Source organism: Sulfidibacter corallicola (assembly GCF_017498545.1).
GTDB classification, from domain to species: Bacteria; Acidobacteriota; Holophagae; order Acanthopleuribacterales; family Acanthopleuribacteraceae; genus Sulfidibacter; species Sulfidibacter corallicola.
The window spans coordinates 7751986-7776400 of the sequence record NZ_CP071793.1 but is presented as its reverse complement, the minus strand read 5'-3'; the positions used below and the strand labels follow the sequence as shown (position 1 = coordinate 7776400).

Annotated in this window: 18 protein-coding genes and 1 pseudogene; 3 read left to right on the top strand and 16 right to left on the bottom strand. The window is 60.4% G+C overall.

The features are described from left to right. Positions 1-23 precede the first annotated feature (23 nt). Both J3U87_RS23895 and J3U87_RS35365 read right to left on the bottom strand, forming a co-directional pair. Entirely contained in the window at positions 24-3842 is a 3819-nt protein-coding gene (locus J3U87_RS23895; RefSeq protein WP_420038321.1) for an ATP-binding protein, read from the bottom strand. An 840-nt stretch (positions 3843-4682) separates the two neighbouring features. Then, positions 4683-5168 (bottom strand): annotated as a pseudogene (locus tag J3U87_RS35365) (ligand-binding sensor domain-containing protein); the annotation flags it as partial. 339 nt (positions 5169-5507) lie between these two features. Here J3U87_RS35365 and J3U87_RS23890 point away from each other — a divergent pair. The 3 genes from J3U87_RS23890 to cysC all read left to right on the top strand — a co-directional run bounded on the left by J3U87_RS23890 (position 5508) and on the right by cysC (position 9141). Next, entirely contained in the window at positions 5508-6827 is a 1320-nt protein-coding gene (locus J3U87_RS23890) for an aminotransferase-like domain-containing protein (RefSeq protein ID WP_237378297.1), read from the top strand. A 76-nt stretch (positions 6828-6903) separates the two neighbouring features. Beyond that, the gene (locus J3U87_RS23885; protein ID WP_237378296.1) at positions 6904-8304 is read left to right on the top strand and encodes an FAD-binding oxidoreductase; all 1401 of its coding nucleotides are present in this window, start codon (positions 6904-6906) and stop codon (positions 8302-8304) included. A 78-nt stretch (positions 8305-8382) separates the two neighbouring features. Further along, positions 8383-9141 (top strand): adenylyl-sulfate kinase, encoded by a 759-nt coding sequence (cysC, locus tag J3U87_RS23880; RefSeq protein WP_237378295.1) that lies wholly within the window; start codon positions 8383-8385, stop codon positions 9139-9141. A 987-nt stretch (positions 9142-10128) separates the two neighbouring features. On the opposite strand, the gene J3U87_RS23875 is transcribed toward cysC, so the two are convergent. The 14 genes from J3U87_RS23875 to J3U87_RS23810 all read right to left on the bottom strand — a co-directional run bounded on the left by J3U87_RS23875 (position 10129) and on the right by J3U87_RS23810 (position 24412). Beyond that, positions 10129-11637 carry a tyrosine-type recombinase/integrase gene (locus J3U87_RS23875; protein WP_237378294.1) on the bottom strand — a complete coding sequence of 503 codons (1509 nt, stop codon included), beginning with the start codon at positions 11635-11637 and terminating at the stop codon, positions 10129-10131. A gap of 52 nt (positions 11638-11689) precedes the next feature. Beyond that, positions 11690-12028, bottom strand: a complete 339-nt coding sequence (locus J3U87_RS23870) for a hypothetical protein (RefSeq protein ID WP_237378293.1) — start codon at positions 12026-12028, stop codon at positions 11690-11692. A gap of 239 nt (positions 12029-12267) precedes the next feature. Next, the gene (locus J3U87_RS23865; RefSeq protein ID WP_237378292.1) at positions 12268-13323 is read right to left on the bottom strand and encodes a PriCT-2 domain-containing protein; all 1056 of its coding nucleotides are present in this window, start codon (positions 13321-13323) and stop codon (positions 12268-12270) included. A gap of 153 nt (positions 13324-13476) precedes the next feature. Then, a complete protein-coding gene (locus J3U87_RS23860; protein WP_237378291.1) occupies positions 13477-14550 on the bottom strand; it encodes a GGDEF domain-containing protein in 1074 nt (357 codons plus the stop codon). After that, positions 14547-15908, bottom strand: a complete 1362-nt coding sequence (locus J3U87_RS23855) for a type IV secretory system conjugative DNA transfer family protein (protein ID WP_237378290.1) — start codon at positions 15906-15908, stop codon at positions 14547-14549. The genes J3U87_RS23860 and J3U87_RS23855 overlap by 4 nt, the downstream gene beginning before the upstream one ends. A 380-nt stretch (positions 15909-16288) precedes the next feature. Then, on the bottom strand, positions 16289-16903 hold the full coding sequence (locus J3U87_RS23850; protein ID WP_237378289.1) for a hypothetical protein: 615 nt from the start codon (positions 16901-16903) through the stop codon (positions 16289-16291). A 32-nt stretch (positions 16904-16935) separates the two neighbouring features. Beyond that, complete coding sequence (locus J3U87_RS23845) at positions 16936-18054, bottom strand: hypothetical protein (protein WP_237378288.1); 1119 nt, start codon at positions 18052-18054, stop codon at positions 16936-16938. Between the two features lie 13 nt (positions 18055-18067). Beyond that, positions 18068-19399, bottom strand: coding sequence for a hypothetical protein (locus tag J3U87_RS23840; RefSeq protein ID WP_237378287.1), 1332 nt, complete (start codon positions 19397-19399; stop codon positions 18068-18070). Then, positions 19392-19754, bottom strand: coding sequence for a hypothetical protein (locus J3U87_RS23835; protein WP_237378286.1), 363 nt, complete (start codon positions 19752-19754; stop codon positions 19392-19394). Before J3U87_RS23835 ends, J3U87_RS23840 begins: the two co-directional genes overlap by 8 nt. A gap of 86 nt (positions 19755-19840) precedes the next feature. Further along, positions 19841-20071, bottom strand: coding sequence for a hypothetical protein (locus J3U87_RS23830; protein WP_237378285.1), 231 nt, complete (start codon positions 20069-20071; stop codon positions 19841-19843). Positions 20072-20079: 8 nt separating this feature from the next. Further along, positions 20080-20310 carry a hypothetical protein gene (locus J3U87_RS23825; protein WP_237378284.1) on the bottom strand — a complete coding sequence of 77 codons (231 nt, stop codon included), beginning with the start codon at positions 20308-20310 and terminating at the stop codon, positions 20080-20082. Positions 20311-20458: 148 nt separating this feature from the next. Beyond that, the gene (locus tag J3U87_RS23820; protein WP_237378283.1) at positions 20459-21370 is read right to left on the bottom strand and encodes a hypothetical protein; all 912 of its coding nucleotides are present in this window, start codon (positions 21368-21370) and stop codon (positions 20459-20461) included. A gap of 142 nt (positions 21371-21512) precedes the next feature. After that, positions 21513-23096 (bottom strand): hypothetical protein, encoded by a 1584-nt coding sequence (locus J3U87_RS23815; RefSeq protein ID WP_237378282.1) that lies wholly within the window; start codon positions 23094-23096, stop codon positions 21513-21515. After that, on the bottom strand, positions 23096-24412 hold the full coding sequence (locus tag J3U87_RS23810) for a hypothetical protein (protein ID WP_237378281.1): 1317 nt from the start codon (positions 24410-24412) through the stop codon (positions 23096-23098). Before J3U87_RS23810 ends, J3U87_RS23815 begins: the two co-directional genes overlap by 1 nt. Positions 24413-24415 lie beyond the last annotated feature (3 nt).

Below are 24415 nucleotides of genomic sequence, written 5' to 3'. Positions count from 1 at the left end.
CCCACGCGGGCGGACCCGCTTCCTCAACCCGGCTCCACGACACCGTCCGGCTCCAACGGCAGCAGGATCGACACCTCCGTGCCGCATCCCGCACCGTCACTGCGCAGCTCGATGGTACCCGACATCTCGGCAACCGCGTTGGCGCAATAGTGCAAACCGAAACCCATGCCCTCCGGCTTGGTGGTGTATCCCTGGCCGAACACCCGATCCTGGTGCTCGGCCGCCACCCCGACCCCGTTGTCGCGAATGGAAATCCGCACGGCATCCCCTTCCCGCGCGGATCGCACCCGAATCCACTTGCGGTCGTGATCGACCACGGCCAACGCCTCCCAGGCATTGCGCAGCAGGCACAGCAGGACCCGTCGCATCTTGGAGGGGTTCAGGCGGATCGGCGGCAGGCGCTCCAGATCGCGCTCGATTTCGAGTCCCAATTCGCGGAACAGGTAGAACTCTCCGGCCAGCGCTTCCGCGATGAGATCTTCCAAATGGGCCGTTTCGGCATAGGGCAAATCCGGCTTGGCGTAGCGCTGCTGATCGTTCAGAAACCCCTGGATGTCCTTGATGTGACGGGTCAGCAGGGTCACTTCCTGTTCCAGCTTCTCGCGATACTCCCGAAGCCCGCGATCCACGAGCCCCAGGGCCTCCGGCACCATCTTGCCCTTGGCATCCTGCTCGAAGAAATGGTTCCAGTCCCCTTCCGCCTCCTCCAGTAGGGCCACCACCCTTTGGAGAATGCCCAGATAACGATCCTGCCCCACCAGTTCCGAGAGCATCTGGGCCGAGGTCGACACGCTGTTCAGCGAATTGCCCACGTTGTGGACCACGTTGACCGCGATCTCGGCCATGCCGGCCATGTGGGCCGCATCCACCAATTTGCGACGGCTCTCGGCCAGGTCCCGAATCATCTTGGCCTTGGTCATCGCCGAAATCACGTGCTCGCGAAAACGGGAGAGCATGTGGATGTCGGTATCGCGGAACGCATCTTCGCGACTGGGGTTGTCCAAAATCAGGAAGGCGCCCATCGGCCCGCCGTAGGGCATCGCCATGACCAGCCGGGAGCGGGCCGCGGGAAACACGAGATTCTGTTGGGTGAGTACCTCGCCGCCCAGATGAATGATGTCGCCGTTCCGGTCGCTTCCGCCGATCCAGGGCAACAGCAGCCGTTCGATGTCCTCACCCGCCACGTACCGGCCCGTGAGTTCGCAGCCGTGCGCGGCTTCACAGCGAAACTGTTTGGCCTCCTCCTCCAGCACCAGGATGAACCCCTGATCGGCCGGATCGATGAGGTCGATGGCCTGCTCCAGCAGCGATTGCGACAGGTCGCGCACGTGCACCTGGCGATTCACGGTGCGCACGATCTTGTCCAGTGTCTCCAGCTCCTCGTTGGCGACCCGTAGCTCGGCGGTGCGCATCGCGACCTTTTCCTCGAGCGACCGATTGAAGTGTCGCAAATCCAGTTGGGTCTCCACCCGAGCCAAGAGTTCCTGCTTGAGGATCGGTTTCGTGAGGTAGTCGTTGCCACCGCTGGCGAAACCGCTCATCAGATCGCCGACACGGTTCTTGGCGGTCAAGAAGATGACCGGGAGCTGGTGGGGTCCGCGGGTCTTGCGGATCTCTTCACACACCTTGTAGCCGCTCATGCGCGGCATCATCACGTCCAGCAGCACCAAATCGAAGGTGCCGATTTCCTCGATCATGCGCAGCGCCTCTAGGCCCCCACCGGCCTCGTCCAACACGAAACCCCGCAAGGAGAGGTGGTTGGACAGCACACGTCGATTCACGACCTCGTCATCCACGATCAGGATATGGGCGCGGTGTTTGGAACCGGTCGATCGACGCGTCGCCTTCTCGGGATTGGTAGGCAGCGGACCTTCGAGTACCTTGGAAATCTTGGATCTGGCCGCGGAGACCTCACCTTCACGCCACAGGGGCAAGGTGAAAAAGAAGCGCGACCCCTTGCCCGGTTCCGATTCCACCCAGATATCGCCCTTGTGGATCGTGACCAATTCCTTGGAAACGGTGAGGCCCAGCCCCGTCCCACCGTAGGCCCGCGCGGTGGTGGCATCCAGTTGCTCGAACGAGTTGAAGATCTTTCCGTATTTCTCGGGCGCGATGCCGATGCCGGTGTCACCCACCTCCACACAGACCATGTCGTCCCGCACGTCGGCGTCGAGCCAGACGCGTCCCGACTCGGTGAACTTGACGCCGTTGCCCACCAGATTGTGCAGGATCTGCAACACGCGATTCTCGTCGGCCAGGGCGAACAGGCTCTGATCGACCCGGTTCTCCAACACCAGCTCGCGACCCTCCACCAAGGGTCGCGACAGGTGGATCACCACGTCGCAGAGCGTGTGCAGGTCGACCCGGGTCAGGTTCAATTCCAGGGTGCGGTTGCGCAGTTTGGCGAAATCCAGGATGTCGTTGACCAGGCTGGCCAGGCGCCGGCCGCTGGCGACGATCATGCCCAGATTGTAATCGGCCTCCTTGGTCATGGGCCCGGCAATGCCGTCGCGCAGGGATTCGGCGAGGCCGATGATGCCGTTGAGCGGGGTGCGCAATTCGTGGGAAGTGTTGGCCAGGAACTCGTCCTTGAGCGCGTCCACCTGCTTGAGCCGTTCCACCACCCGCCGTTCCAACCGCAGCTTGTGACGTTGGGCTTGAAGGACGGCCCCCAGCGCGGCACTGCCAGCCAGGACATAAAGCGTGTAGGCCCACCAACTTCGCCAGGGTGGTGGCCGCACCACCAGACGTAGTTGGTGTTCTTCCTCGCTCCAGTAACCGTCCAGATTGGCGGCCTTCAATCGGAACAGGTACTTGCCCGAATCCAGGTTCGTGTAGGTGGCGAAGGGACGCTGGCCACTGGTCGTCACCCAATCCGCGTCGAACCCGTCCAGCTTGTAGCGAAACCGGTTCTTCTTGGGGTCGGCGAAGTGGAGTGCACTGAACCCGAAACCGATCACGTTGTCGCGGTGGGTCAGGGTAATCGATTTGGCGAAGCCGATGGGTACATCCAGCGGCGTGGGGTTCGCGGGTCGAGACAGCGGCACGTCCCGATTGGCCAAGGTGAATTCCGAGAGCGCCACGCGCGGCGGCTCGCGATCATCTTGAATGCGATGGGGATAAAAAGCCGTGAACCCGTTGATTCCGCCGAAGAACAGTTCCCCGTCCGAGGCCCCGTAAAAGGATCCCATGTGGAACTCGTTGGCTTGCAGGCCGTGCTCGTAGGTGTAGGTCGAAAAGGTGTTCGAGCGGGGGTCCAAACGCGCCAGACCCTTGTTGGTGCTCATCCACAGCATGCCCTGCAGGTCTTCCAGGATTCCGTAGACCGAGCTGTTGACCATGCCCGAGCGCTCGTTGTAGACCGTGAAATCATCGCTCTCGGGATGGTAGCGATTCAAGCCTCGATTGGTGCCGACCCACAGGATGCCGTGACGTGTCTGGCAAAGCGCCATCACGAAATTGTGGCTCAGTGAACGGGGATTGCCGGCTTCGTGCCGCCAATTTTCGAATGTCCCGTGATCGCGATCCATGCGGCTCAGTCCCTGGCCGGTACCCACCCACAGATATCGATCGTCCTGCTCGCGAAGATCCGTCACCAACTGCCCCACAATGGTGGTCGAATCCTGTGGGTCGTGCCAGTAGTGGGTGAAACGATCCGTTTCGCGATCCAGCAGGTCCAGTCCCTTTCCGTAGGTTCCCACCCACAATCGACCCGCCGCATCTTCCAGCAGCGCCACCACGAAGGGAATCCCCAAGGTGGAGCGGTCATTGAGAAAAGAAATGTACCGCTTGATCTCTTCCGTTTCGGGGTCCAGTCGATTGAGACCGTCCTGGGTGCCCACCCAGATCTTGCCGTCCCGGGTCCCGTAGACCACTTCGACGAGATCCGAACTCAAGGTTTTGGGGTTCTCGGGATCGTGCCGGTAATGGTGCACGACGCCGGTTCGCCGATCGATACGGTCGAGCCCGTCGCCGCCGAGTCCGACCCATAGACGATCGCTCCGGTCTAAAAAAATACTGCGCACCTGATCGCCGCCTAGCGAATGGCGGGTATCGGTACCCGATTTGAAATGGCCGAAAACCTCGGTTCTGGGATTGAATTTGTTGATGCCGCGATCCAGGCTCCCGTACCAGATGATGCCCGTCTCGTCTTCCAGGATCGACGAGCCCTGGTTGGAGGAAATGGATTCGGGAATGCGGGCATCGAAGCGGTAGGAAACCAAACGCAGGTCGTCGAGGATGAGCCGATTGATGCCACCCCTGGTGGCCGCCCAAATGTCGCCGTCGCGCGTTTGCAGGATTTCCCGTACGCAATTGCCTTCCACGTAGTCCGGATCGGATTCGTCCAGCAGAAACCGGTCGAGCGCCCCGGTCTGCGGATCGATTCGCATCAGTCCGTTGCGACAGGTCCCAAACCAAATTTTTTGGTCACGATCCTCGATCAAGCCCTCGACGCGCCGTCTCGGCAGGGGGACCTGCGCCTGGAACGGAACCAAGCGTTCCCTGCCAGGTTCGAAATACAGCAACCCCTCGTTGGAACCCACCCAGATACGGCCGCGGCTGTCCTCCAGCAATTCGTTGATATAGGCCCGACTGAGGTCCGGACCACCCGGCGGCGTGGCGTGAATGGCTTCGAATCCGTCGCCGCTGGGCAGGAGGCGGTACAAGCCGGCCTGTTCGGTACCCACCCAGACGCGGCCCTGCGAATCTTCGAGCACCGCGAAAACGGACTCGTCCGGCAGGGACCTGGGATCTTCGGAATTCGGCTCGAACCGCGTGAAACGCTTCGATTGTTGGTGAAAGCGATTCAACCCGCCACTGCGCGTGCCAACCCAGAGATCCCCGTTGCGGCTCCCGGCGATGACGTTGATGGAATTGTCGGAAATGCTGGTGGGGTCGTCGAGATCTTGGCGGTAGACCTTGAAGGAGAGCCCGTCGAAGACGTTCAACCCGTCCCAGGTACCGATCCAAATGTAGCCATAGGCATCTTGAAACAAACAGTTGCCAGAGTTCTGAGATAGCCCGTGATTTTCGTCATAGCGGGTAAAATGGAGAGTTTTTTCTTGAGCCGCGAGCCCCGTAAAACCCAGCGACCCAACCAGAAAAAACAGTCTTCCAATAAATCCAAGCCTCGCGAAAAAGCGGTCGAACACCAAAGACAAGGCCATCATTTCTAGCACCTTACATAAGCTACAATACGTATCGCCAATTCGCGGGATCCCAGTAACTTTTTTTCGCCATTGTTGGATTCTTTGGGCATATGATCCTGGCCGCAGGCGACTTGCGGGTCGCGATTTGGCGCGGCCGAAGTCCGGTGGAATCCAAACCGGGACAGGAGATGCGCATGTTCGGAGGATGACGGGCGCGAAAACGCGGAGTCGACGGCATCGATGGAAGGTCAGGAAGTGCTCGCGCGACCCGACCAAATGACGTATGATTTCGGAGCCATTAGTAGATATTGAGATTTATTCTCAATCATCAAATCTCCTTGCGCCTCCGGAGTCTCCATGAAGACCGCCCCCCTCGTCGCCGTCTCCCTCTCCCCTCGCGATCTGAATGCCGCACTTGGCGAGCCCCAGCTTTCCGTCATGAACTTCCTCAACGAGGTCAAGATCCACTATCCCCAGGCCATCAGTTTCTCCGCCGGAAGGCCCGCCGAGGATTTCTTCCACGTCCGCGAGGTCACGGCCAAGATGGACCGCTTTCTGGAAGAAGAATGCCGGCGGACGGGGCTGGACGAGGCCGCGATTCTGGGTTCGATCGGCCAGTACGGGCGCACCAACGGCATCATCGGCCCCCACCTCGCTCGTCACCTCGCGATCGACGAGCACATTCGGGTCGACCCCGAGGACATCGTCGTCACGAGCGGTTGCCAGGAAGCTATGGCCCTGGTTTTGATCGGGTTGCTCAGGAGAAGGGACGACGTGTTGCTGACCGCCGATCCCACCTACATCGGCATGACGGGTCTGGCGCGGCTGCTGGGCATCGAGGTGGTACCCGTGGCCTGCGGCGCGCACGGCATCGACCTGCACGACCTTGCCCGCCAGGTGGCGAAGGTCCGCGCTGCCGGCAAAAATCCCAGGGCGGTTTACGCGATTCCCGATTTCAACAATCCCCTCGGCTGCGACATGCCGCACGATCGCCGCGAAGCCCTGCTCGCACTGGCCGACAAGCTGGATTTCCTGATCGTGGAGGACAACCCCTACGGCATGTTCGGCTACGACGACGTGGCGCGCGCCACCCTCAAATCGCTCGACCGCCACGGGCGGGTGATCTACCTGGGCACTTTTTCCAAGACCCTGTTCCCTTCACTGCGGCTCGGGTTCCTGGTTACGGACATCCGGGTGCGGGACGAGCACGGCGCGTCTCGGCGCTTGACGGAGATGCTTTCGCCCATCAAGAGCCTGACCACGGTGAACACCAGCGCCCTGCTTCAAGCCATGGTGGGCGGTGTGCTCATCGATGCCGACTACTCGCTGAGACGCCACGTCGCGCCGGTCCGCGATCATTACCGTACCAATCGCGACGCCATGCTGGACGCCCTCGAAGGAGCCTTCCCGGCAGGCGACCCGCTGCGCGCAAGCGTGACCTGGAACCGTCCGAACGGTGGCTTTTTCCTGACGATGACGCTGCCGTTCCCCTTCGACGACGCCTGTCTGGAAGCCTGTGCCGCCCAGGCCGGCGTGATCGTGGTGCCCATGTCCTACTTCGCGCTGACGCCGGGCCGCGCGAACCAGATCCGCCTGTCGTTCTGCGCCAACACCCCTTCCGAGATCGATCGGGGCGTCGCGCGCTTGGCCGAGTTCATCCGTCGCCGCATCGCCTGAGCCCACCGAAACGAATCATTGCGCGCATCGTGCCCGTCGATTCGGTCCTTTCCCAATCGCAACCAGGAGCCCTCGCATGTACCAAACGACCCAACGAGCCTGGCTCGAGTCATTGCGCCAGACCCTGAATCCAAACGACTTGATCACCGATCCAGATCGCTTGGCGAGCTTCTCCGGGGACGAAACGCGCGACCTGCACCACCTCCCCGAGGCGGCCGCCTTCCCGCGTTCGGTCGCGCAGGTCTCCGCGGTGCTGCGGGTCTGCAGCGAACACTGCATCCCGGTCGTGCCACGGGGCGGCGGCAGCGGCGTCAGCGGTGGCGCCGCCGCGATTCACGGCGGATTGGTGCTGAGCCTGCGCCACTTGAATCGGATCGTCGTCTTGGACGCGCGGAACATGACCGTCACGGTCGAGGCCGGCATGGTGACCGGCACGCTGCAGGACCGCCTGGCCGAAAAAGGCCTGCGCTTGCCGCCGGATCCCGGATCCCGCGACTGGTGCCAGGTCGGCGGGAACTTGGCCGAAGCCGCCGCGGGCCCCAAATCGGTCAAGTACGGCGCCTTCCGCGACTACGTGCTCAACTTGGAGGTGGTGCTCGCCGACGGCCGCGTGATCTGGACGGGGGCCGACGTGCGCAAGTTCGCCTGCGGCTACAACCTGACCCACCTGATACTGGGCAGCGAAGGCACCCTGGGGGTGATCACGAAGGCCGTCTTCCGGCTCGTGCCGACAGCGCCCGAGTCGGTCCTGCTGCGCATGGGCTTCACCACCCTGGAGGCGGCCACCGACATGATCTGCCGTGTCTTCACCAGCGGCCTGACACCGAGCGAGGTCGAAATCGTCGACCGCGACGCCATCGCCCTGGCACAACCCCTGTGCAACGCTCCGGCCGATCCCGACCTGGCGGCCTATCTCTGGATCGGTTTCGACGGCCGCGAGGCCGACTTCCTCATGGCGGACGCCGAGCGCGCGGCCGACCTAGCCGAATCGATCGGCTGCGCGGACCTGCTGTTCGCTTCGGATCCCGACCAGGTCCGGCGCCTGTGGACCTACCGCCACCGCATCGGCCCCGCCGTCATCGAGACCACCCCCTTCCGCGACGTGGACCTCAGCTTCCCCCGCGCGGCGCTGGCCGATGTCGTCCACATGGTCAAGGAAGTGGGCCGTCGATACGGCTTCCGAACCGCGGTTTTCGGCCACGCGGGCGACGGCAATCTCCACGTCAACGTGCTGCGCGACGCCTTGGACGAGGCGGCCTGGCAGGGGCCGGTGCGCGAGGGGATCGCCGACATCTATCGGCGGGTTTGCGCCATGGGCGGCACCCTCTCCGGCGAGCACGGCGTGGGCTGCACCCTGACGCCCTATCTCGAGGAGGCGCTGGGCTCGACGCGGCTGGTGCTGATGGCGGGCATTAAAGAGGTGTTTGATCCACAGGGAATCCTGAATCCGGGTAAAATCGTCGAGACGCCCATCTGAGCGAACCGAATCCATGTCGACTGGAGCGGCCCGTAACCACGAGTGCGCATCGGGGCCTCGAGCGAGAAAGTGCGGAACATGGCAACGATGCCGGAACACCATTCCCCCAAGGCGGACCCAAGCCCGGCCGCCCACCGACCCGAACGAGGCGCGTCGCGACATTGGCGATGGCTGTTGGCGGCGCCCGTGCCCCTGGCCGTCTGGCTGACAACCCGTCGCTGGGACCTCACCCTGGCCATCGCGCTGCTCGAACTCGGGGTCCACGCCGTTCTGGCCCGTTTGACGCGGGCGAAGGCACCAGCCGCCGAGGTCGGTGAGCGGGCGGTTCAACCGGTGGTCATCTGGCTGACGGGCCTGTCGGGCGCCGGCAAATCCACGATCGCCCAGGCGCTGATTCCCTTGTTGGAGCGCGAGGGGCACCGGGTCGCCTGGCTGGACGGCGACATCACGCGCGGCATCCTGCCCAAGCTTGGCTTCACCAAGGCGGATCGCGACGCCAACGTGCTGAAGACCGGGTTCATCGCCAGGACCCTGGAAACGCACGGGATCACGGTGGTGGCCTCGTACATTTCGCCGTACCGCGAGACGCGGGCCAAGGTGGGCGCCATGTGCCGGCACTTCGTGGAGGTCCACCTGAACACGCCGTTGTCGACCTGCGAGGCGCGCGACGTGAAGGGCCTGTACGCCAAGGCGCGTGCGGGCGAGATCCAGCATTTCACCGGCATCGACGATCCCTACGAGGAGCCGGAGGCGCCGGCGGTGCGGATCGACACTAGCGAAGTCACGGTGGCGGAGGCCTGTGCCCAGATTCTGGCGAAGGTGTCGGGAGGAGGATAATTCCTTCGCAGCAGCAGAGCCCTTCATCCATAAACTTCTTAAAACCACAGAGTCGCCGCCCAGCCCGGGGGCCGGAGTGCCGGACCACGGAATGCCGAACCATGGATTGCCGATGGTCCGGTAGGTGCGCCGGCCTTACCGGCCGTGCCATACCGGCCGTGCCCGCCGCACATTAATTAGGTTGAAACTCCTCGCGTGGATTACTTCGACAAGTTCATCCGACGGGCTTACCGCCCCTGATGCCCCTACCGGGCACGACAAATCTCTCGACATTCGGGCGCGCCGAACGGAACTTGCTTCACCAAGGATTTTAAACTTTATCTTCCAACTTTACAGAGTTTTTTAAAAAGAGCCGCGAACCAGCGGGCATAGCCAGTTCGATTTCAAGAAAGAAAACGACCACCTGGTTTCTCGCGAAGGGCCATGGGTCATTCATCCGAAAAATTTTGCAGGAACCCATGAACATCCGAAACCAGGAAAGGATCAAGCACCCACCCCGGGGCGCGAGTAAATCCTTCCAGGTTTCCTTGATTCCTGACTTCCTGATCATTTTTGCCCTAAAACGCACCACTTGGCCGATAGCACCACCCACCGACTCCGTTTCCTCCGCGACCTCTCTTGAAACAAAGTCGCTCGGAGTTCCCGGATGCCGAGAGATCCGTCGTGCCAGGTAGGTTCATCCGCCGGATGAACTTGTCGAAGCGATCCATGATCAGAGTTCCCGCATGCTTTGAGGATCGGCGCGGCAGTAGGTTGGCCGGCCCGGCCGACACTTCGAAGCGATCCAAGGAGAAATATGAATTTTCCAAGGCGCTTCAAATAGCTTAATTTATATAGGTTATGATGAGTGACGACGTGCCATTTTTTTGAGGTCTTACCTTGGTCTCGTGACATGCTTTCAACTTTTTTCCTACTAAATACCGAATATCAAGAATTTGATTCAATCGGGTTCATGGGTTGGCGTCCAATTCTGGAGCCTTTTTCGGTCTACGCCACGCGGTTCATGCTCTTCGCTAATGCTTTCTTTTTCCACTTCCACTTTTTGGCTTTGAGGTGGGAGGATTCGGTCTGATCTTCCTGGGCCCATTCTTCGGCATCGCCCAACAACTCGTCGAACTTCTCGAAGGTTTTGAGGTGTCGGTGCGCAATGTGCCCGTAGATCTGCAACATGGCTGTACTCGACCAACCGATGATGCGCTGGACCTGGTCTACATCTCCACCTGTGATATCGAGCAGAACCGTTGTGGCCAAATGGCGTACCGAGTGCATGGAGAACTCGGCCACACCCGCTCTTTTGATGGCGCTATCCAGGGCCCACCCAATGGATTTGTACGGCCGAAGCGTTTGCTTGCTGACAAATACCAGACCCATGGGATTCAAGTCCCCGGGCCCTCGTAACTCTGCCAATGGTTTGAGATCAGGTAGCGTTTCTTTGATGGGGCACTTGCTCTGGTTTTGTTTCTGCACCTTGTGATGCAAGGCGGCCCTGCACCGCTGGTACCACGCGACCCTCCTTCTGTGATTGGGAGCCTTCGGATCGGCAATGTCGTTGTAGAACTTTTGCAACCAGGCGCTCTGCTGCTGGATGTGAGCCTCGTAGGCCGCCTCCACTTTGCGGAGCATCGGGACCTGGATGTTCTCTTTGTTGGTCTTGGTCGAGCGTACCGTGACCACCGTCTTCATCAGTCGTTTTCCGTCCTGCAAGACTTCGCGCTTGGCAATTCGATCCAGGGTCAGCCGAAAGATATCGCCTTTTCGTGCCCCGGTATTGAGGGCAAGCAGCAAAAGTGCACGATGTTGCGGGAAGACATCCACCACTTTTAGGAAATCTTGGAGCGTGATATTCAATGGACGATGACTGAATGTCGCGATGGGTGTGTACTGGGGCATGACCTTGATCAACCCGAGACGATGGGCCTCTCGGATGAGCCATAACAGCTCCCCGCAATAAGCATTCACCGTGATGGGTTGGATGGTCGGGCAGGTCGCATCCCCCTCTTCGCTCCGACAGAGCTTGCCATTGGGTCTTGTCAGCAACCATGCCTGGTAGGCGATGATGTCGCGATCCTTGATGGTGCAGACCTTTCGCGTCGATCCAAAATATTCATTGATGGTCCGCCACCACCGCTGAACTCGGTTCCACGTGGGGAGTATTTCCTTTTTGGGTTGGGCGATCTCCATAATCTGTGCCAAGGTGGGGTCGGCTGTCTCGGCGGCCTCGACTCCCTTGCGCGATTCGACCCGCTTCTCTTCCAGCCAATTGCGCGCGTCCGTCACCGTCTTGAAGGTCTTTTCCGGTCGCTTGTAACGCTTCCGGCCTTTGGCGTCGATGTAGGGCACGTTGGCCACCGCAATGAAACGCCTCCCATCGGAGTGCAGGTAGACCCCTTCGAATTGGCGCTCGAGCTGTTTTTCCTGTTCTTGGGAAAATCGTCTTCCTTTGGCTCGCTCCTTCATTAAATAGTGGTCGACATATCGTTTTCCTTTTTTGGCCATATTTATCTCCTTCCATTCCTGTTGATTGGATTTCCCGAGTTGCCATTCGCCTTCAGACCCGTGCCGATGCCTGCCGTTTGGCCCTGAGACTAGCGCGGTAGCTCTTGAGCTGGAGGACGTCGCACAGTTGGTATAACCAGTGGGGTTTGGCCGCGTGCGGGTTCTTGGGGATGCCTTCGATCAATGCGTCCTTGCGGTAGTGGTGCATCATCTCGGGGCTGACCCCCAACATGGCCGCGGCCTCCTTGTGGGTGACGAGTTGGCCGTTGAGCCGCGCGAACATCCGCTCCGCCCAAGTGCTGAGTTCTTTGACCGACAGATTGAGGTTGTGTTTTTTGGCGAAGCTGGACAACTCTTGAAAAATCAACTCACTGGGTTTTTGAACCGCCATCTCATTACCTCCGATGAACAACTCTTGGGGTCTTTGGATATGGATGTCACTTCGAGAACCTGGAACATCCGAATGAACAAAGGTTGAATCCATGAAGGCCTCCTCAGTGGTGGTTCGATGGGTGCGCGGAGGCGCACGGTTCTCGGGCGGGCAAGCGTACAGCGACGAAGGAGCAGCTTGCCCGCCCGGGGTTCGTGTGCCACATTGCGCCCTTCGAGCCCCACGAGGAGCCATGTGGATCAGCCGGCTTTTTTGGCCAAATAGAACAGGGTGCCCAGGGTGATGCGGTCGCGACCCCCAACCTTGAAAGAGCGCCATTTTCTTGAAAGCACGCGAGCATCGTATTTGGGAGACTGCACCGACCAGTCACGCCACAGCTTTAGCCCCTCGTCGGAACCACGATAGGCTTGGTGCAGCGCCATGCCGACGGTCAACCAGGTTTGGTAGTCGTCTGCGTAGGTGCTGGGCAGGCTTTGTAGTGCCTCGGAAATGAGTCGATCTTGGTGTTGGTGGCGTTCCGTCGTCCACCTCAACGGATCAAGGTTGCGATCGGGGTTTGGCTGAATGTGGGCATTTCTGTTTTTTCGATCTTGACGCCATTGATCCCATTCCCGTTTGACCGCATGGCGCAAGTAGGGATTGGGTTCGTTGGCGTGCATGTGCTCTGGAACCCATGTGGTGTTGCCTGCGGACCATTGGCACATATCGTCGAAGGTGCTTTGGGCGAGGTCCTGCCAGGTGATGGGGATCTTGCGCATGCCGTTCGGGCGCCGCTTCCACGAGACGCGCCACAACCGTCCTCGCCCTTCACTGTACACGGCTGGATCGCAGATCTCCCCCAAGCCCAACTCTTTGGTGAGATACCGATACAGGGTGGGCAATTTCCGATGCTGGAACCCTTCGAGACCAAAACAGCTCGCGGGGATGACCAGGTGAAAGCCCTTGCCGCCGCTGAACCACAACCTAAACGCACGTGGATCGATCCCGGATTGTTGGCGCAATCGGTCAAGAGCGCGGTGTAATTCCATTCTTAAGATCTCGGGCTGGTCCGCACTATCGAAATCGGCGTAAAACGGGCCTCTGAACGGGACGGATAGGGATTGCTCGCTGGGTTTACGGCCGTGATCGCGATGGTGTTGCTGCCAAGTGCGGTATGCGTCGACCGTGGTGTAGAGTTCCAGAACGCTGACAAAATCACATTCGGCGTCCAAGGCTTGGTCCAGATTCGGGAAGGGCAACCAGGGGCCAGGTCGCCACTCATCCTTATGTCGGTACCAGTGCTGTCCAAATCGCATGAACCCTCCTTGCTTCATCATGGAGATGGCGTCGCTCACGGGCGGAACCCTCGCGGCTCGCGGGGCCCTGTCAAGCCGCCAGGCTTGACCGGACTCGCAGCCGCGATAGGTTGGCGCCCCAAGCGACGCGATCGTGATGATGGGTGGCTTCGCTCACAGACGGCGAAGGAGTTTCAGACGCGTCCTTCGGGTACGGATTCGCTGGGAATTGCCGGTCTTTACCCAGGTCTTGGGTTTTGACACGGCGGGGTGGGTTTCCGGTTCCTCGAGAGGCACCTCTCGATGGATCTCGATCAATCCGGCGGTAGCCAATACGGAGAGGTCGGGAAGCTGGCCGCTCAGAAAGGGGTAAGGCCGTTTGGTACTTGTCGCCGCGATCCAGCGATCTCCTCCTTCCGTTTTGGCTCGCGCCATCGCTTCCACAACCAAACGGAGACCTTCTGCACACGTCAATGACCGATCGACCAGCAGCGGGCACTGGACCAGACCAAACGACCAGACAACGGTTCTGGTTGCTTCAAACGTCGTCTTCACGGGGTGACGCAATGCGGACATGACCCTTCCTGCAAAAGGGATCGCATCCGAATTTTGTATTCGCGCGATGACTAGGAATGAAGAAGCCCCCCAGCGGATCAAGAGGTCGCGGCGTCCGCACAGGACAGACAGGCGCTTCGCTGCCTCGACCATGATTCGATCCCGGTAGTGCTCATTCCTGAAATCGAGCCCATGGGCTTCGATGAGGCCCAAAAGCACCGGGCCGTGTTCATCCTCGCCGAGTCGGGGATGGGTCGGGGCCCAGCATGTATGTACATAGGTTTGATTCAGTAAACCTGTCTTGGCGTCAGTATGGGTTTCCCGGCACATTTCGCGAATGAGCTTGGCGTTCAGGATGTGCTCCACCAAATGCCAGGCCATTCGCTCGGAGGGAAAGGCCACCATGGATCCCCGCGTATGCAGCGCCAAATCGCGGCGTGCGCTTGGTGAAGGCTCTACGACCCACAAAAAGCCACCTCGGTCTTGTAGCGTCTGCGACCATGCTTGTAGTTTGGTGATAGCGGTACCACAGACCCGATCCACAGCCTTCGCCTGGAGGAGGATGTTATATTGGCGCACGCGGGACAGGTGGCGGAATACGCGATCCAGTTGGGGTTGGCTTCCCGGATCCAGAGACCCGGCGACGGAGACGACCGTCGCGCCACGTTTGGTTTCAACTCGAACAGAACTCATGCTTCCTCCTCGTTCTGGGGTGCCCCATCGATGGCAACATGGCCATGAAACGGAATCCAAAGGACCCGTGGTGTTTGACCCGCTTGTTGAAAGACTGCGCAGCCCTTTGGCAGGCGTTGGAACCACTCGCCCGTGATCCACGGCCCGCGTGCTGTTTGCAACGATTCACCACGGGAGACCTGGAGGTTGCCGCGCAGCATGTCGGCGTCGTCCTCATAGCCTTCCGCGGATCGGTTGAGGTTGACGGTTCGGGTTTGGTACTCGTATTCCGGGAGTTCCTTGATCCACTTGGCGACCTCTTCGTCTGGAATTGCGAAGGTCAGTTGATTGCCCACCACGCTGAGGTAGGTTTGGGCGCGGTCTTTGCCCGCCGCAGAACGTACCGCCTCCTTGGATTGGGTGAACACCCAGCTAGAGTGACCAAACTCGCGCCAAGTCTTGGTAGCGTAAATGTCGTCGAAGTCCTTGCGGGGGCTGATGATGAGAAAGTTGTCGCCCTCGTCTTGGAAGACGACCTTGCGGTGGCGGGTATCGGGGCTGGATACCTGCCAGGTGTCTTTGTTGTCCTCGAACCAAAGGAGATAGGCGTATTTCAGGGCGGTCGCTGCGACCAGTCCGGCTCGGCTGGTCCCCGTCGGGGGGACGATGACCATCGTTCGCGGCTGGGCCATGAGCGACCAGTCCGCGAACTGCGACGCCTGGACCTCGCCTGGCGTACAACCGGGCACGAAGTCACCGGGCTGGGCATCGTAGACCCAACGCACCGGCGATAGTGGATCGTCGAATTCGAGAAGATAGCTGGCAACGTCCGACACGGCGATTTGGTCCGCCTTGACGTTGTTCCCTGCAGCCGCCTCTGCCCGCAGGGTCGCCAATACCTTCTGGATGGTGGGGCCGAGGCGGGCGACCTTTTGGGTTGCGAGACTGTGGCGGTAGGCCTCGCCGAGAAGCTGCATGGTGCGGTCGAACCAAAATGATTCCCGTGCCTGATAGCCTGCGGCCGTCATGCCTTTGCGAACCCCGGCCTCAAACTGACCCCAATGGCTGAAGGAATTCAGAAGACAGACACCCTTCATGACGTGAACGCGCCAGCCGGAAGCGCGGGCCAGCCTGGCCATTTCGCGCGCATCTTCGGTTTTGAGTGAGAAATAGAGGATGCTGCTCAGCGAATCGGCGAACAGTTGATTCAAGACCAATCGACCGATGCGTTTGGTTTTGCCGGTTCCCTGAATGCCGTAGACATGGGTTGCTCGATAGGTGGCCTCGCTTGCAAGGAATACAGGTTCTTTGGTGAGGGCATCGAAACCAATGAACACACTGTTTCGATCGCGGTAGCGAATGGAAAAAGGCGGCCGCACGCGGCCACCGGGAAATCCCGTCCCGCCGCATGCGGAGCATGCAGTTTGACATTCGGTGTCTTCTTGGGAAACCTTTCCCGTCCCGCCGCAATGCGTGCAGTTGGCCTGGGCTTCCTTTTGAAGAAACGCCTTCACGTTTTTCTCGCAACGCCGAAACTCGGGTTCCCGAAACACGCTTCCCCATAGGGCACGCGGATTGCGGCGAACCGAACGCTTGCGCCAAAGGGATTCGGCTTGCAGCGTGACGAGGCCGCATAGGGCAATGTCGAAGACGAGGCGTGGTCCGCCCACCGGCACCGGGGCCCAAACGCAAGGCCACAGGTACCGATGATAGAACCATGACCCCACACCCCAGACGATCATCCAACATGCAAGGCCAATCATGGACGTGCCTTGCGGTTTTGGAGGGTGATGTCATCGATGTCGAGCCCGATGATGGGATCGCGGACGCGGGGATCCAGCACGAAGGGGAGCGTGGTGTGATCGGCCATCTTGAAACCGAGGTCTGGAGGTAAGGGCTCCATTTGGGTCGCGGGTAGAATCCACCGAGAGGTCATCCCCTCTTTGGCCATCGCCTCCCGTTGCTGGAGGATTTGACGTTGAAGCTGAGGCCAGGTCTGGTTCTGGTACTTGTAGGCCCAGGCAATGAACAGGTTTCCCATCTGAATCGCACTATTGGGAAAGGGCATGCGCAGCCAACGTCCCTCGGCTTCCGCCAACGCCGCCCAATGCGTCCCTTTCAAACAGGTCAGGCTGATGGCCATGCCGATTTGACACCAGGCGGTTGTTTCCCGGGCAATCACGGACCGGGCATGATCGGTCGCTGTCCAAAACGTGTACGGCCGGGTCGGCGACACGCCATAGAGAAACCGACGGTCCACGGGAAACCGATGAGACGGGAAGGCGTTCCGGGTCAGGGTTTGATACAGGGCGGAGGCAATCACCCCCTGTTCGCGCAGTAGGCGGATGTGCCATCCTTTCACCGTTTTGATCACAGAACCTCCTTGGTTTGTTGGTTTCACCTCACTCATGCGGCCCATCCCTTGGGAAAGGCGCTCCAATGCAGGTGCGGGACGGGTTTGAGTCGAGACGCGGGTGCTTTGCGCTTGCCCACGGGCAACAGATAGTTCCACCGCTTGAGGCTCTTGAGTCGGATTCGGGCCGCAACCTGGTTCAAAGCACGCCGTTCCATCCAGGTCATGTCCTCCTGCATCTGGGCGATGGCCCAATCGATGCGGATCAGTTCCTGATGGACGTCGTTGTAGCGGGTGGTCCAATACTCGATGCGGCCCTGGAAAAATTCTTGGATTGGCCCCTCGCGGATGGATTTGAGTTTGGCCGCCAAACTGTCCATTTGCAGGGAGGACGAGACGGCGTACCGAATGGCGCTCTGAATGCTGGCCTGCTCGATGTCTTGGAGGAAGAGGTTCTTCCAGTGTGCGGCCAACTGTTTGTAGGTCCGAACGGCTCTCCGGTACTTGCCCAGCTCGCGACTGAGCCAGCGATAGCGCATTTTCAAGACGAGGAAGGTCTCGTGGGTCATGGCCGGATCCCACTCGGGATCGTAGGGATTGAACAGCGCGTTCCAGATTTCGGAGTTGGTTTTGTAGGTGGCCTCGCCGTCGGAAGAGGTCACCCGAAAGCGCAGCCCGACTTGGGCCTGGCCATCATGGCTGGCAGGTTGAGCTGGCCCCTCCTCGCGCTGCTGGCCGTCGTAGATCATGGCTTCGGCGTAGTCGCTCGCCGTACGGTTGAGCAGCACGCGGAACCCGTCGACGGTTTCGAGAGCGACCAGTTCGCCGACGTCTCGCTTGAGTTGGTCGACGTCGATGGCGCGGGCGTAGTAGTAGGCCTGAGCCGTTTTCTTGAGCAGAATGATTTGTTTCTGGTACTCCATGTAGAACTCGCGAATATTGGCGAGGAGCATACCGGCGAGGGGGATGAGATCGAATCCCAGGAAATCAGCGCGCAGCGGCATGGCGATGAACCATGCCAGAACGAGGTACCAGACCACCAAGGTCCGGGTGCCACGTGAGGCCACACGGGCGTGCATCCATGCAACGGGTTTTTCGATGGCCATGCCCAGCAACGCGAATGGGCCGAGCAGTCCGGCCACATCGGGGGTTGGCGGTGACGCGTGGGTCATGTTGCCTCCTTCGTCAGGTCGGTTTGGACGAGGTTGGTTGTGTGGCCGGGGTGAGGGATCCGGGGCTATTGATGGGCATGGTGCTCGCGGCAGCACCGGCGGCCTGAGTCGCGCTCGTTGCCGCAGACATGGGGCCACCCACAAGCGGTGCAGCGCGACCCGCCACTTTGGCGGCAGCGTTGGCAGCGGTCAGGTACATGCTGGAGACGAACCCTGCGAGGGTGCCGCCCTCGGCGCCAAGAATCAGAAAAGCCACCATCGGTGCGATCAGGGCCATCAAGGCTCCAGCCGAACCGAGACCCAAGATGAGCGGTAGGCTGTAATCCATATTGGCGTGGGTGGTGGTGACGACCTCCCAATAGCTAGCGGTAAACACCGAATCGAGTGGCGGTCCCGCGATGCCGGAGGTGTGATAGAGGTTGAGCAAATAGCCGTCAATGATGGAGAAGGGCAACGCCACGAACAGCATCGCCAAGGGTTTGGCCAAGGCAAACGCCACCAAGAACTTAATCAATGGCATCAACCGACCGTACCCATCAAACAGGTAGGCAATGGGGAGCAGGAACAGCACCGCCGCGAACAACAGGGGGAACGCGTAGGCGATAAGGTTGATCCACAACGCTACGACCGCCAGGATGAAAAGACCCACGATGTAGGTGATGGCGGTGTAGGGTGAGGCCAACATCGCCAGAAAGATCGTGAACGCCGATTGAGCGGCATCGTAGGCGACCTTTGCGGCACCGACAGCATTTTTAACGCCACGGACAATACCGCCTTCATCGTCTTCGGTTTCCTCAATGGTTTGTCCGGCGCGAAATGCCAGGGCTTCAGCGTCCTCGTAGCCAGTGACTTCATAGGTGATCAGGGTTTGGAGCCAGTCTGTGCGCGCACCGAACCAGCTTTCGGCGTGCTCGTTGGCGGTGACCTCGTGGTACTCGCTGTTGTGGGCCAAATCGTGAGGTAGGCCCAGTGCGCTGATGAGGATCACGAGGGTGAGGTAGTCGGAACCGTCGGCCAACACCACTTTGGTGAACGCGGCCGCCGGGGTGACAAGCTGTCCATCTTCCACATCGATCATTTGGTTGAGATACGGCACCTGACCAACCGGCACTACGACCATGGCGCACATGACCCCACCCATGATGACGTTGAGTAGGGCCCGGTTTTTCAGGGCAGGCTTGGATTCAAGTGGCGCGAAGAGATGGGTTTTGAGGTAGCGAATGCACCAGATCGCCACACCGACCGCAAAGAGACTGAGCCAGTAACCCACGCCGAGCCACTGAATCAAGGTGGCGTTGACGTCGAGGATGGATTCGGCGGAGTTGAAGACGCTGTAGTCATTCATGCTCGAACTCCAGCCGGTTCTCCCACTCTTGGAACAGGCGATCCCCTCCGGACCGGATCTCCTCCTCCATGGTCAACAGTTCCAAAAACTCGCGCCAGAGGCGGTTGCGGTCCACGGGATCACCGCTGCACTTGCAGTGTTCCAGACCCTGGAAGAGTTCACGGATCTTGGCATTGACCTGACTCTGGATTTGGCGTTCCTGATCGGCTTGGGCCATGACGCGTTGAGTCCAATGGAGTTGCCACCAGTAAGCGTCGAGGTCGCGACCCGCCTTGATGGAGAAAACAATCCCGACCAAGCTGGTCACGGCCAAAACACAGATGATGACGCGTTGGATGTAGAGAGTTTGTTGCACATAGCCTCCTTGGCCCGCCCTATTGGGAAGGGACGGGAGAAAAAGGGGCGGGGCCCCGGAATGGGAACCCGCGCCCGGTTCAAGCTTTAGCGGTAGTAGATGAGATCAAGCAGTGGATCAAGGACGCCGGTTCCCAGGAAGGCGAGGAACACGAACAAGCCGAAGCAGGTGTACAGGATGGGCATGAAGTATCGACGCGGTAGGTCGACGATCGTCCAGGCCGCGCGGAACCAGGGGTTTTGGAGATCACGGGCAAGCATTTCCCGCTGTGCGAGAGTGGGTTCGCGCTCGATCCAGTCACGAATGGCTTGGAACATGGGGACTCCTAATAAAAGAGGTTGAGGTGACGCCAAAGGGCATCGAGGTCAAAGGCGATCAGGTGGTGTTGGATGCGGATGATGATGCCCCGTTCGGTGTTGGCTGCGTGCTTGCCGACCGGGAGTGAGAGCCGTTTGGCGACTTTGGGCCATTCACGGCGGGCCTGTACCGCCCAGGGGGTTGGAGGGGCATCGCAGGCTTGGGGAAGGTCTTCGATGAGCTGGAGATAGGGTGGCAATCGGCCCTGTTCCAAAAGGAACTCGAAGTGGGCAAGCCCAGCGGGTGGCTTTGGCTTGGTATCAGCTTCCTTCCCCGATTCTTGGTGTTGCGGCTTCCAGCGATCGATCGCTCGCGGGCCGCGGTCACGCGAAGGGGATCGTGGCCGGTTAGACACCGAAGGCATGGGGCCTACCTGCTCGGTCAAAGGGATTTGTGATGCAGCCACCGTGCTTACGGCATGCAGTGGCGCGATAGTCACTGGGTTTTCGTGGATCTTTGTGGTCTCCGCTGTTGCGGCCCATGGTGAGGCGAGGTCCACCGGGCTTGCGGGGGTCCTTGTGGTTCCCGCTGTTGCGGCCCATGGCGAGGCGAGGTCCACCGGGTTTGCGGGGGTCCTTGTGGTTCCCGCTGTTGCGGCCCATGGCGAGGCGAGGTCCACCGGGTTTGCGGGGGTCCTTGTGGTTCCCGCTGTTGCGGCCCATGGCAAGGCGAGGTCCACCGGGCTTACGAGGGTCCTTATGGTTCCCGGCGTCGCGTCGTTTTGCGACCATCCATTCGAGATCCGACACCCACGATTCCGAAACCGGCTCTGCGACCACCGGCATGCGTGCTTGCACCTCCGGCAGATAAGGCTGCTGCTCGGCAAAGGTGATCCACGAGCCGAACACCATGCGCACGAAGGGGATGACGAGGATGAACGCAAACCCCGCAATGGCGCTGATGACCCCTTGCTTCATGAGGTCTTGGCGGCCGATCCAGAACCCGCCAATCCCGAAAATGGCGCCCGTCGATCCGGCCGCACCGCCCAGGGTGTAGCAGATGTATTTGATCCACAACCAGAGGTAACGGGCGATCGGGTTGGCTTGGGTGTTTTGAATGAACTGGAAGGGATTCTGGAGCACGGTCGGGGGTTCCATGAAAACCAACCAGACATGCCAGTTGAAGGCGAACAGGCTCACAAACATCGTCCAGAGCCACGCCCTGCGCATGTCCAGAGCGTTGCGGTACCAGGCCAATCCTGTAGCCACGGTGGTGAGTAGCAACAGGGATCCGGCAGGTTGAAACAGGTGTTCAATCACATTCGAAATAGGGTCCTCCTCTAACTTTCGTTGTCAACGATGAATGGGGCTGGGCACCAAGCGCACCGGTCCCCATGCGACCAGATGAACTGGTCGACAGGCGGATGGACGGTTAGCGGGATGGCAGACGGTAGCGGTAGCGCTACCGCCAGGTGAGGTAGATCGTCCAGTAGGTGTCGGGGTTCTCAATGTCGGGCCACCCCCACTGAGGCCAACCCGAGGCGCGATGGGTATCGTCGTAACGATCGACCAGATTCGTCGTGGTCACGATCGCTTTGGTTTGCGCTCCCTGCGCGACCAGCTCCGCATCGAGGTTGTCCAGGTACGGAATGATCTCGTTGGGATGGTTGAAGGCGACTTCGTACTGCTCCGACTCCCAGGGCGGGCGCCAATCGATGTCGAACCACACCGCGACTTCGTGGGTAAACCCCCGATCGGGTTTGCCCAGGATGGTTTCTCCGACCCAGGCGGGGAACATCTCGCGCAACGTCGTGAGTTGATCGGCGTCGGCCAGATCGTAGAGGTACAGCACATGGTCGGGATCCACATTCCGGCTTGCGAACCTGGCGAATCCGGCCAAAGGGGAGTCAGGAAAGGCTTCGCCGAGTTGGATGAGTTCGGCCTCCAGTTGGGCCAGCCGGGCCCGTGCCTCTCGGGTGGCCCGCTGGGCGTAGTCGTCCGTCTCCAAGAGTTGGGTGTGTCGGTCGGCACCGAGCAGTTCGGGATCGAATCCGGCCTCCTCGTCCAAGGCGGTCGGTTGCGCCCGGGCCGCTTCGAAGTCGGCCATGGTACGGTCCCTCTGTTTGTCGGTCGGGTTGGCCGCAGTGAAACTGAGCAGCGGCATGCCCGAACCGGGCCAGGGGTTCCACCGTCGCTGAGTGATCAGGTGGAATAGGTCGAACGGGAAGTCGCCACAGGGGGTGTAAGGAAAATCCGGTGCCGTAGTCCAGATGGAGTTTGATCCTTCGAAAAACCCAGCATCAATGCCTTGGACGGCCCGCATCTCAATGCAGGGGGTGCCCGCCACCTGGACGTGCTGTGCGGGTACGTAGAAATCGGCCAACTGGGGCACGTCGCGCCAACCTGGTTTGGCTCGGCGGATTTGGTAGGTGCCGTCGCGTACCGCCCAGGTAAAGGAATACAAGGATTTGTCACGAATACAGGGGATCTCGATGAGCGGATCGGGATGGCAATCCTCCTCACGGAAATGAATCAGGTCGATCCGTTGGTGGACCCCATTCAACGGATCGGTCTCCATCTCGATGAAAAAGCCATGACCCCATATGCGTTGGACGTAGCCACGATACACCACACCTACATCCCCGTCGACACCGTGGCGCTCGTCGGTCCAAGCCGCCACACCGGGGTCGTAGGCCAGGCGCTGGTAGAGGATGGTGATGTAGCTCGGAATGAGGAACGGGTGAGCCATGGGGACACCGGGACCGTCGCACAGGGCGTCGCCGCCATAGAACCCCATCGCACTCCCTTCGGGAATGGCCACATCGGGTAGGCCGCCGTCGCCGCGTTTGGGAAGACTCCGCTCTGGGACTGAGCGACGAACCGCAGCAGCACGCAGATCATGGAGCGACCATTGTCCCGTGAGATAGGCTCGCATCCATTCGGCCTCGGCGCCCTTTTGTTGCCAGAGCACCTGAAGCACGCGCGCGTCATCCCAGGGGGCCGGTGACTTGACTTGCAGCCACCAGAAAAGTAGAAACAGTCCCATCAGTTCAGCTCCTGGAGGTACCCGGGGTCCGACAAGAATGCCTCCAACGAAGGGGCCTTACCCTTGGGTGAAGTCGCCAATCGACGCATGTAGGCGCCGAGCGCTTTTTCTCGCGCTTCGGGTTCAGGCGTGGCGCCCAAGCCCGGAAACGGCAAGGCCGATCCAGTCGTTCCAGCAAGGGTCTCGTCCACCGAGGCTGCGCCGAGGAACACCAAGCGGAAGCGGGTGCCACGAGGCAGGAAGACCGTACGTGGCAGGCCCTCATCGCCGATCTCACCGGCCAGGTCGTCGAGAATGGAGGTCCCTGACTCCGTGGCAATGACCGAGGCCAGGCTGTCATCGGATGCTGCGCGCAGAGGAAGGACGCCAAGCGCGGTTCGGTAGAGGCGCAGGCCGAGATGACGCGCCACGTGAATTTTGGTGCGACCGATCAGGCCTTCGGCACCGTCCTCGCGGAAGGCGGCGAAGCGGCCGCGAATCTCGTGCCCCCGGCCCTCGACGATTCGGGTGCCCTCCAACCCAATCCGGGCCGCATCGGTGGCCTTGGTCACGCGAAGGAGCGTCAAGCCCAGCGGTTGGAACGTCAGCGGGTCGAACACCTGCGCGATGGCATGGGTGACGCCCTCCGTCGCGACCACATCCGAGAGCAGACGCGCCGGTAAACTTTGGCCAAAATGAAAGCGACTCGTCTCCTTTGGACCGACCCAGCCGAACACCGGCGCTTTGGTCATTTTGGGTTCCACGCGTTTGGCAGTCTTCGCGACGGGATCGTTTCCCTCTGCCGAGGAAAAGAGGTCGGGGTTCGACGCTTCATAGCCTTCGATATCCACCTCGACCTCGTTGGGCTCGGCACCGTTGCGACGGGCAAGCTCGGCGATGGCCTCGTTCAATTCGGAAGGGGTCAAGACGGCCGGCGCTTCTTTGCGTGCTGCCAGCGTTGCCAAAGCTTGTTGTTTCAAATCTTTCTCCTTGGGAAGTTGGGTCGCTACGGCCCCTGGCTGTTCGCGATGCGAACCGGAGCCAGAGGCGTCTACGACCTGAACCGGCCGGTCGGCAGCGATGAGATTCGGCGGGATCAAATCGACAGGTTGTGCAGGCCGAACCGGTGAAGTCGGCAATCCGGGTCGCACGGGCAAGACCGTTTCGGGTTCGCCCACCGTGCTGACGGCGGGTTCCTGGATGGGCATCCGGTGGGGTGGCTTGAACGCGGCGTACAAGGCCGCCATCAGCAACAGCACGATCGCCACCAGCGCGATGAGCCGCCGGTCCCATGATTTGGTCTGAAAGGTTTGCATCCATTTCTTGATGGTGTTCAATCC

Excerpts from the sequence above, each read along its gene's own strand:
- J3U87_RS23840 (WP_237378287.1), bottom strand. The coding sequence starts at position 19,399 with ATGAATGACTACAGCGTCTTCAACTCCGCCGAATCCATCCTCGACGTC.
- J3U87_RS23865 (WP_237378292.1), bottom strand. The coding sequence starts at position 13,323 with ATGCGATTTGGACAGCACTGGTACCGACATAAGGATGAGTGGCGACCT.
- cysC (WP_237378295.1), top strand. The coding sequence starts at position 8,383 with ATGGCAACGATGCCGGAACACCATTCCCCCAAGGCGGACCCAAGCCCG.
- J3U87_RS23845 (WP_237378288.1), bottom strand. The coding sequence starts at position 18,054 with ATGACCCACGCGTCACCGCCAACCCCCGATGTGGCCGGACTGCTCGGC.
- J3U87_RS23885 (WP_237378296.1), top strand. The coding sequence starts at position 6,904 with ATGTACCAAACGACCCAACGAGCCTGGCTCGAGTCATTGCGCCAGACC.
- J3U87_RS23830 (WP_237378285.1), bottom strand. The coding sequence starts at position 20,071 with ATGTTCCAAGCCATTCGTGACTGGATCGAGCGCGAACCCACTCTCGCA.
- J3U87_RS23815 (WP_237378282.1), bottom strand. The coding sequence starts at position 23,096 with ATGGGACTGTTTCTACTTTTCTGGTGGCTGCAAGTCAAGTCACCGGCC.
- J3U87_RS23870 (WP_237378293.1), bottom strand. The coding sequence starts at position 12,028 with ATGGCGGTTCAAAAACCCAGTGAGTTGATTTTTCAAGAGTTGTCCAGC.
- J3U87_RS23875 (WP_237378294.1), bottom strand. The coding sequence starts at position 11,637 with ATGGCCAAAAAAGGAAAACGATATGTCGACCACTATTTAATGAAGGAG.
- J3U87_RS23890 (WP_237378297.1), top strand. The coding sequence starts at position 5,508 with ATGAAGACCGCCCCCCTCGTCGCCGTCTCCCTCTCCCCTCGCGATCTG.
- J3U87_RS23860 (WP_237378291.1), bottom strand. The coding sequence starts at position 14,550 with ATGAGTTCTGTTCGAGTTGAAACCAAACGTGGCGCGACGGTCGTCTCC.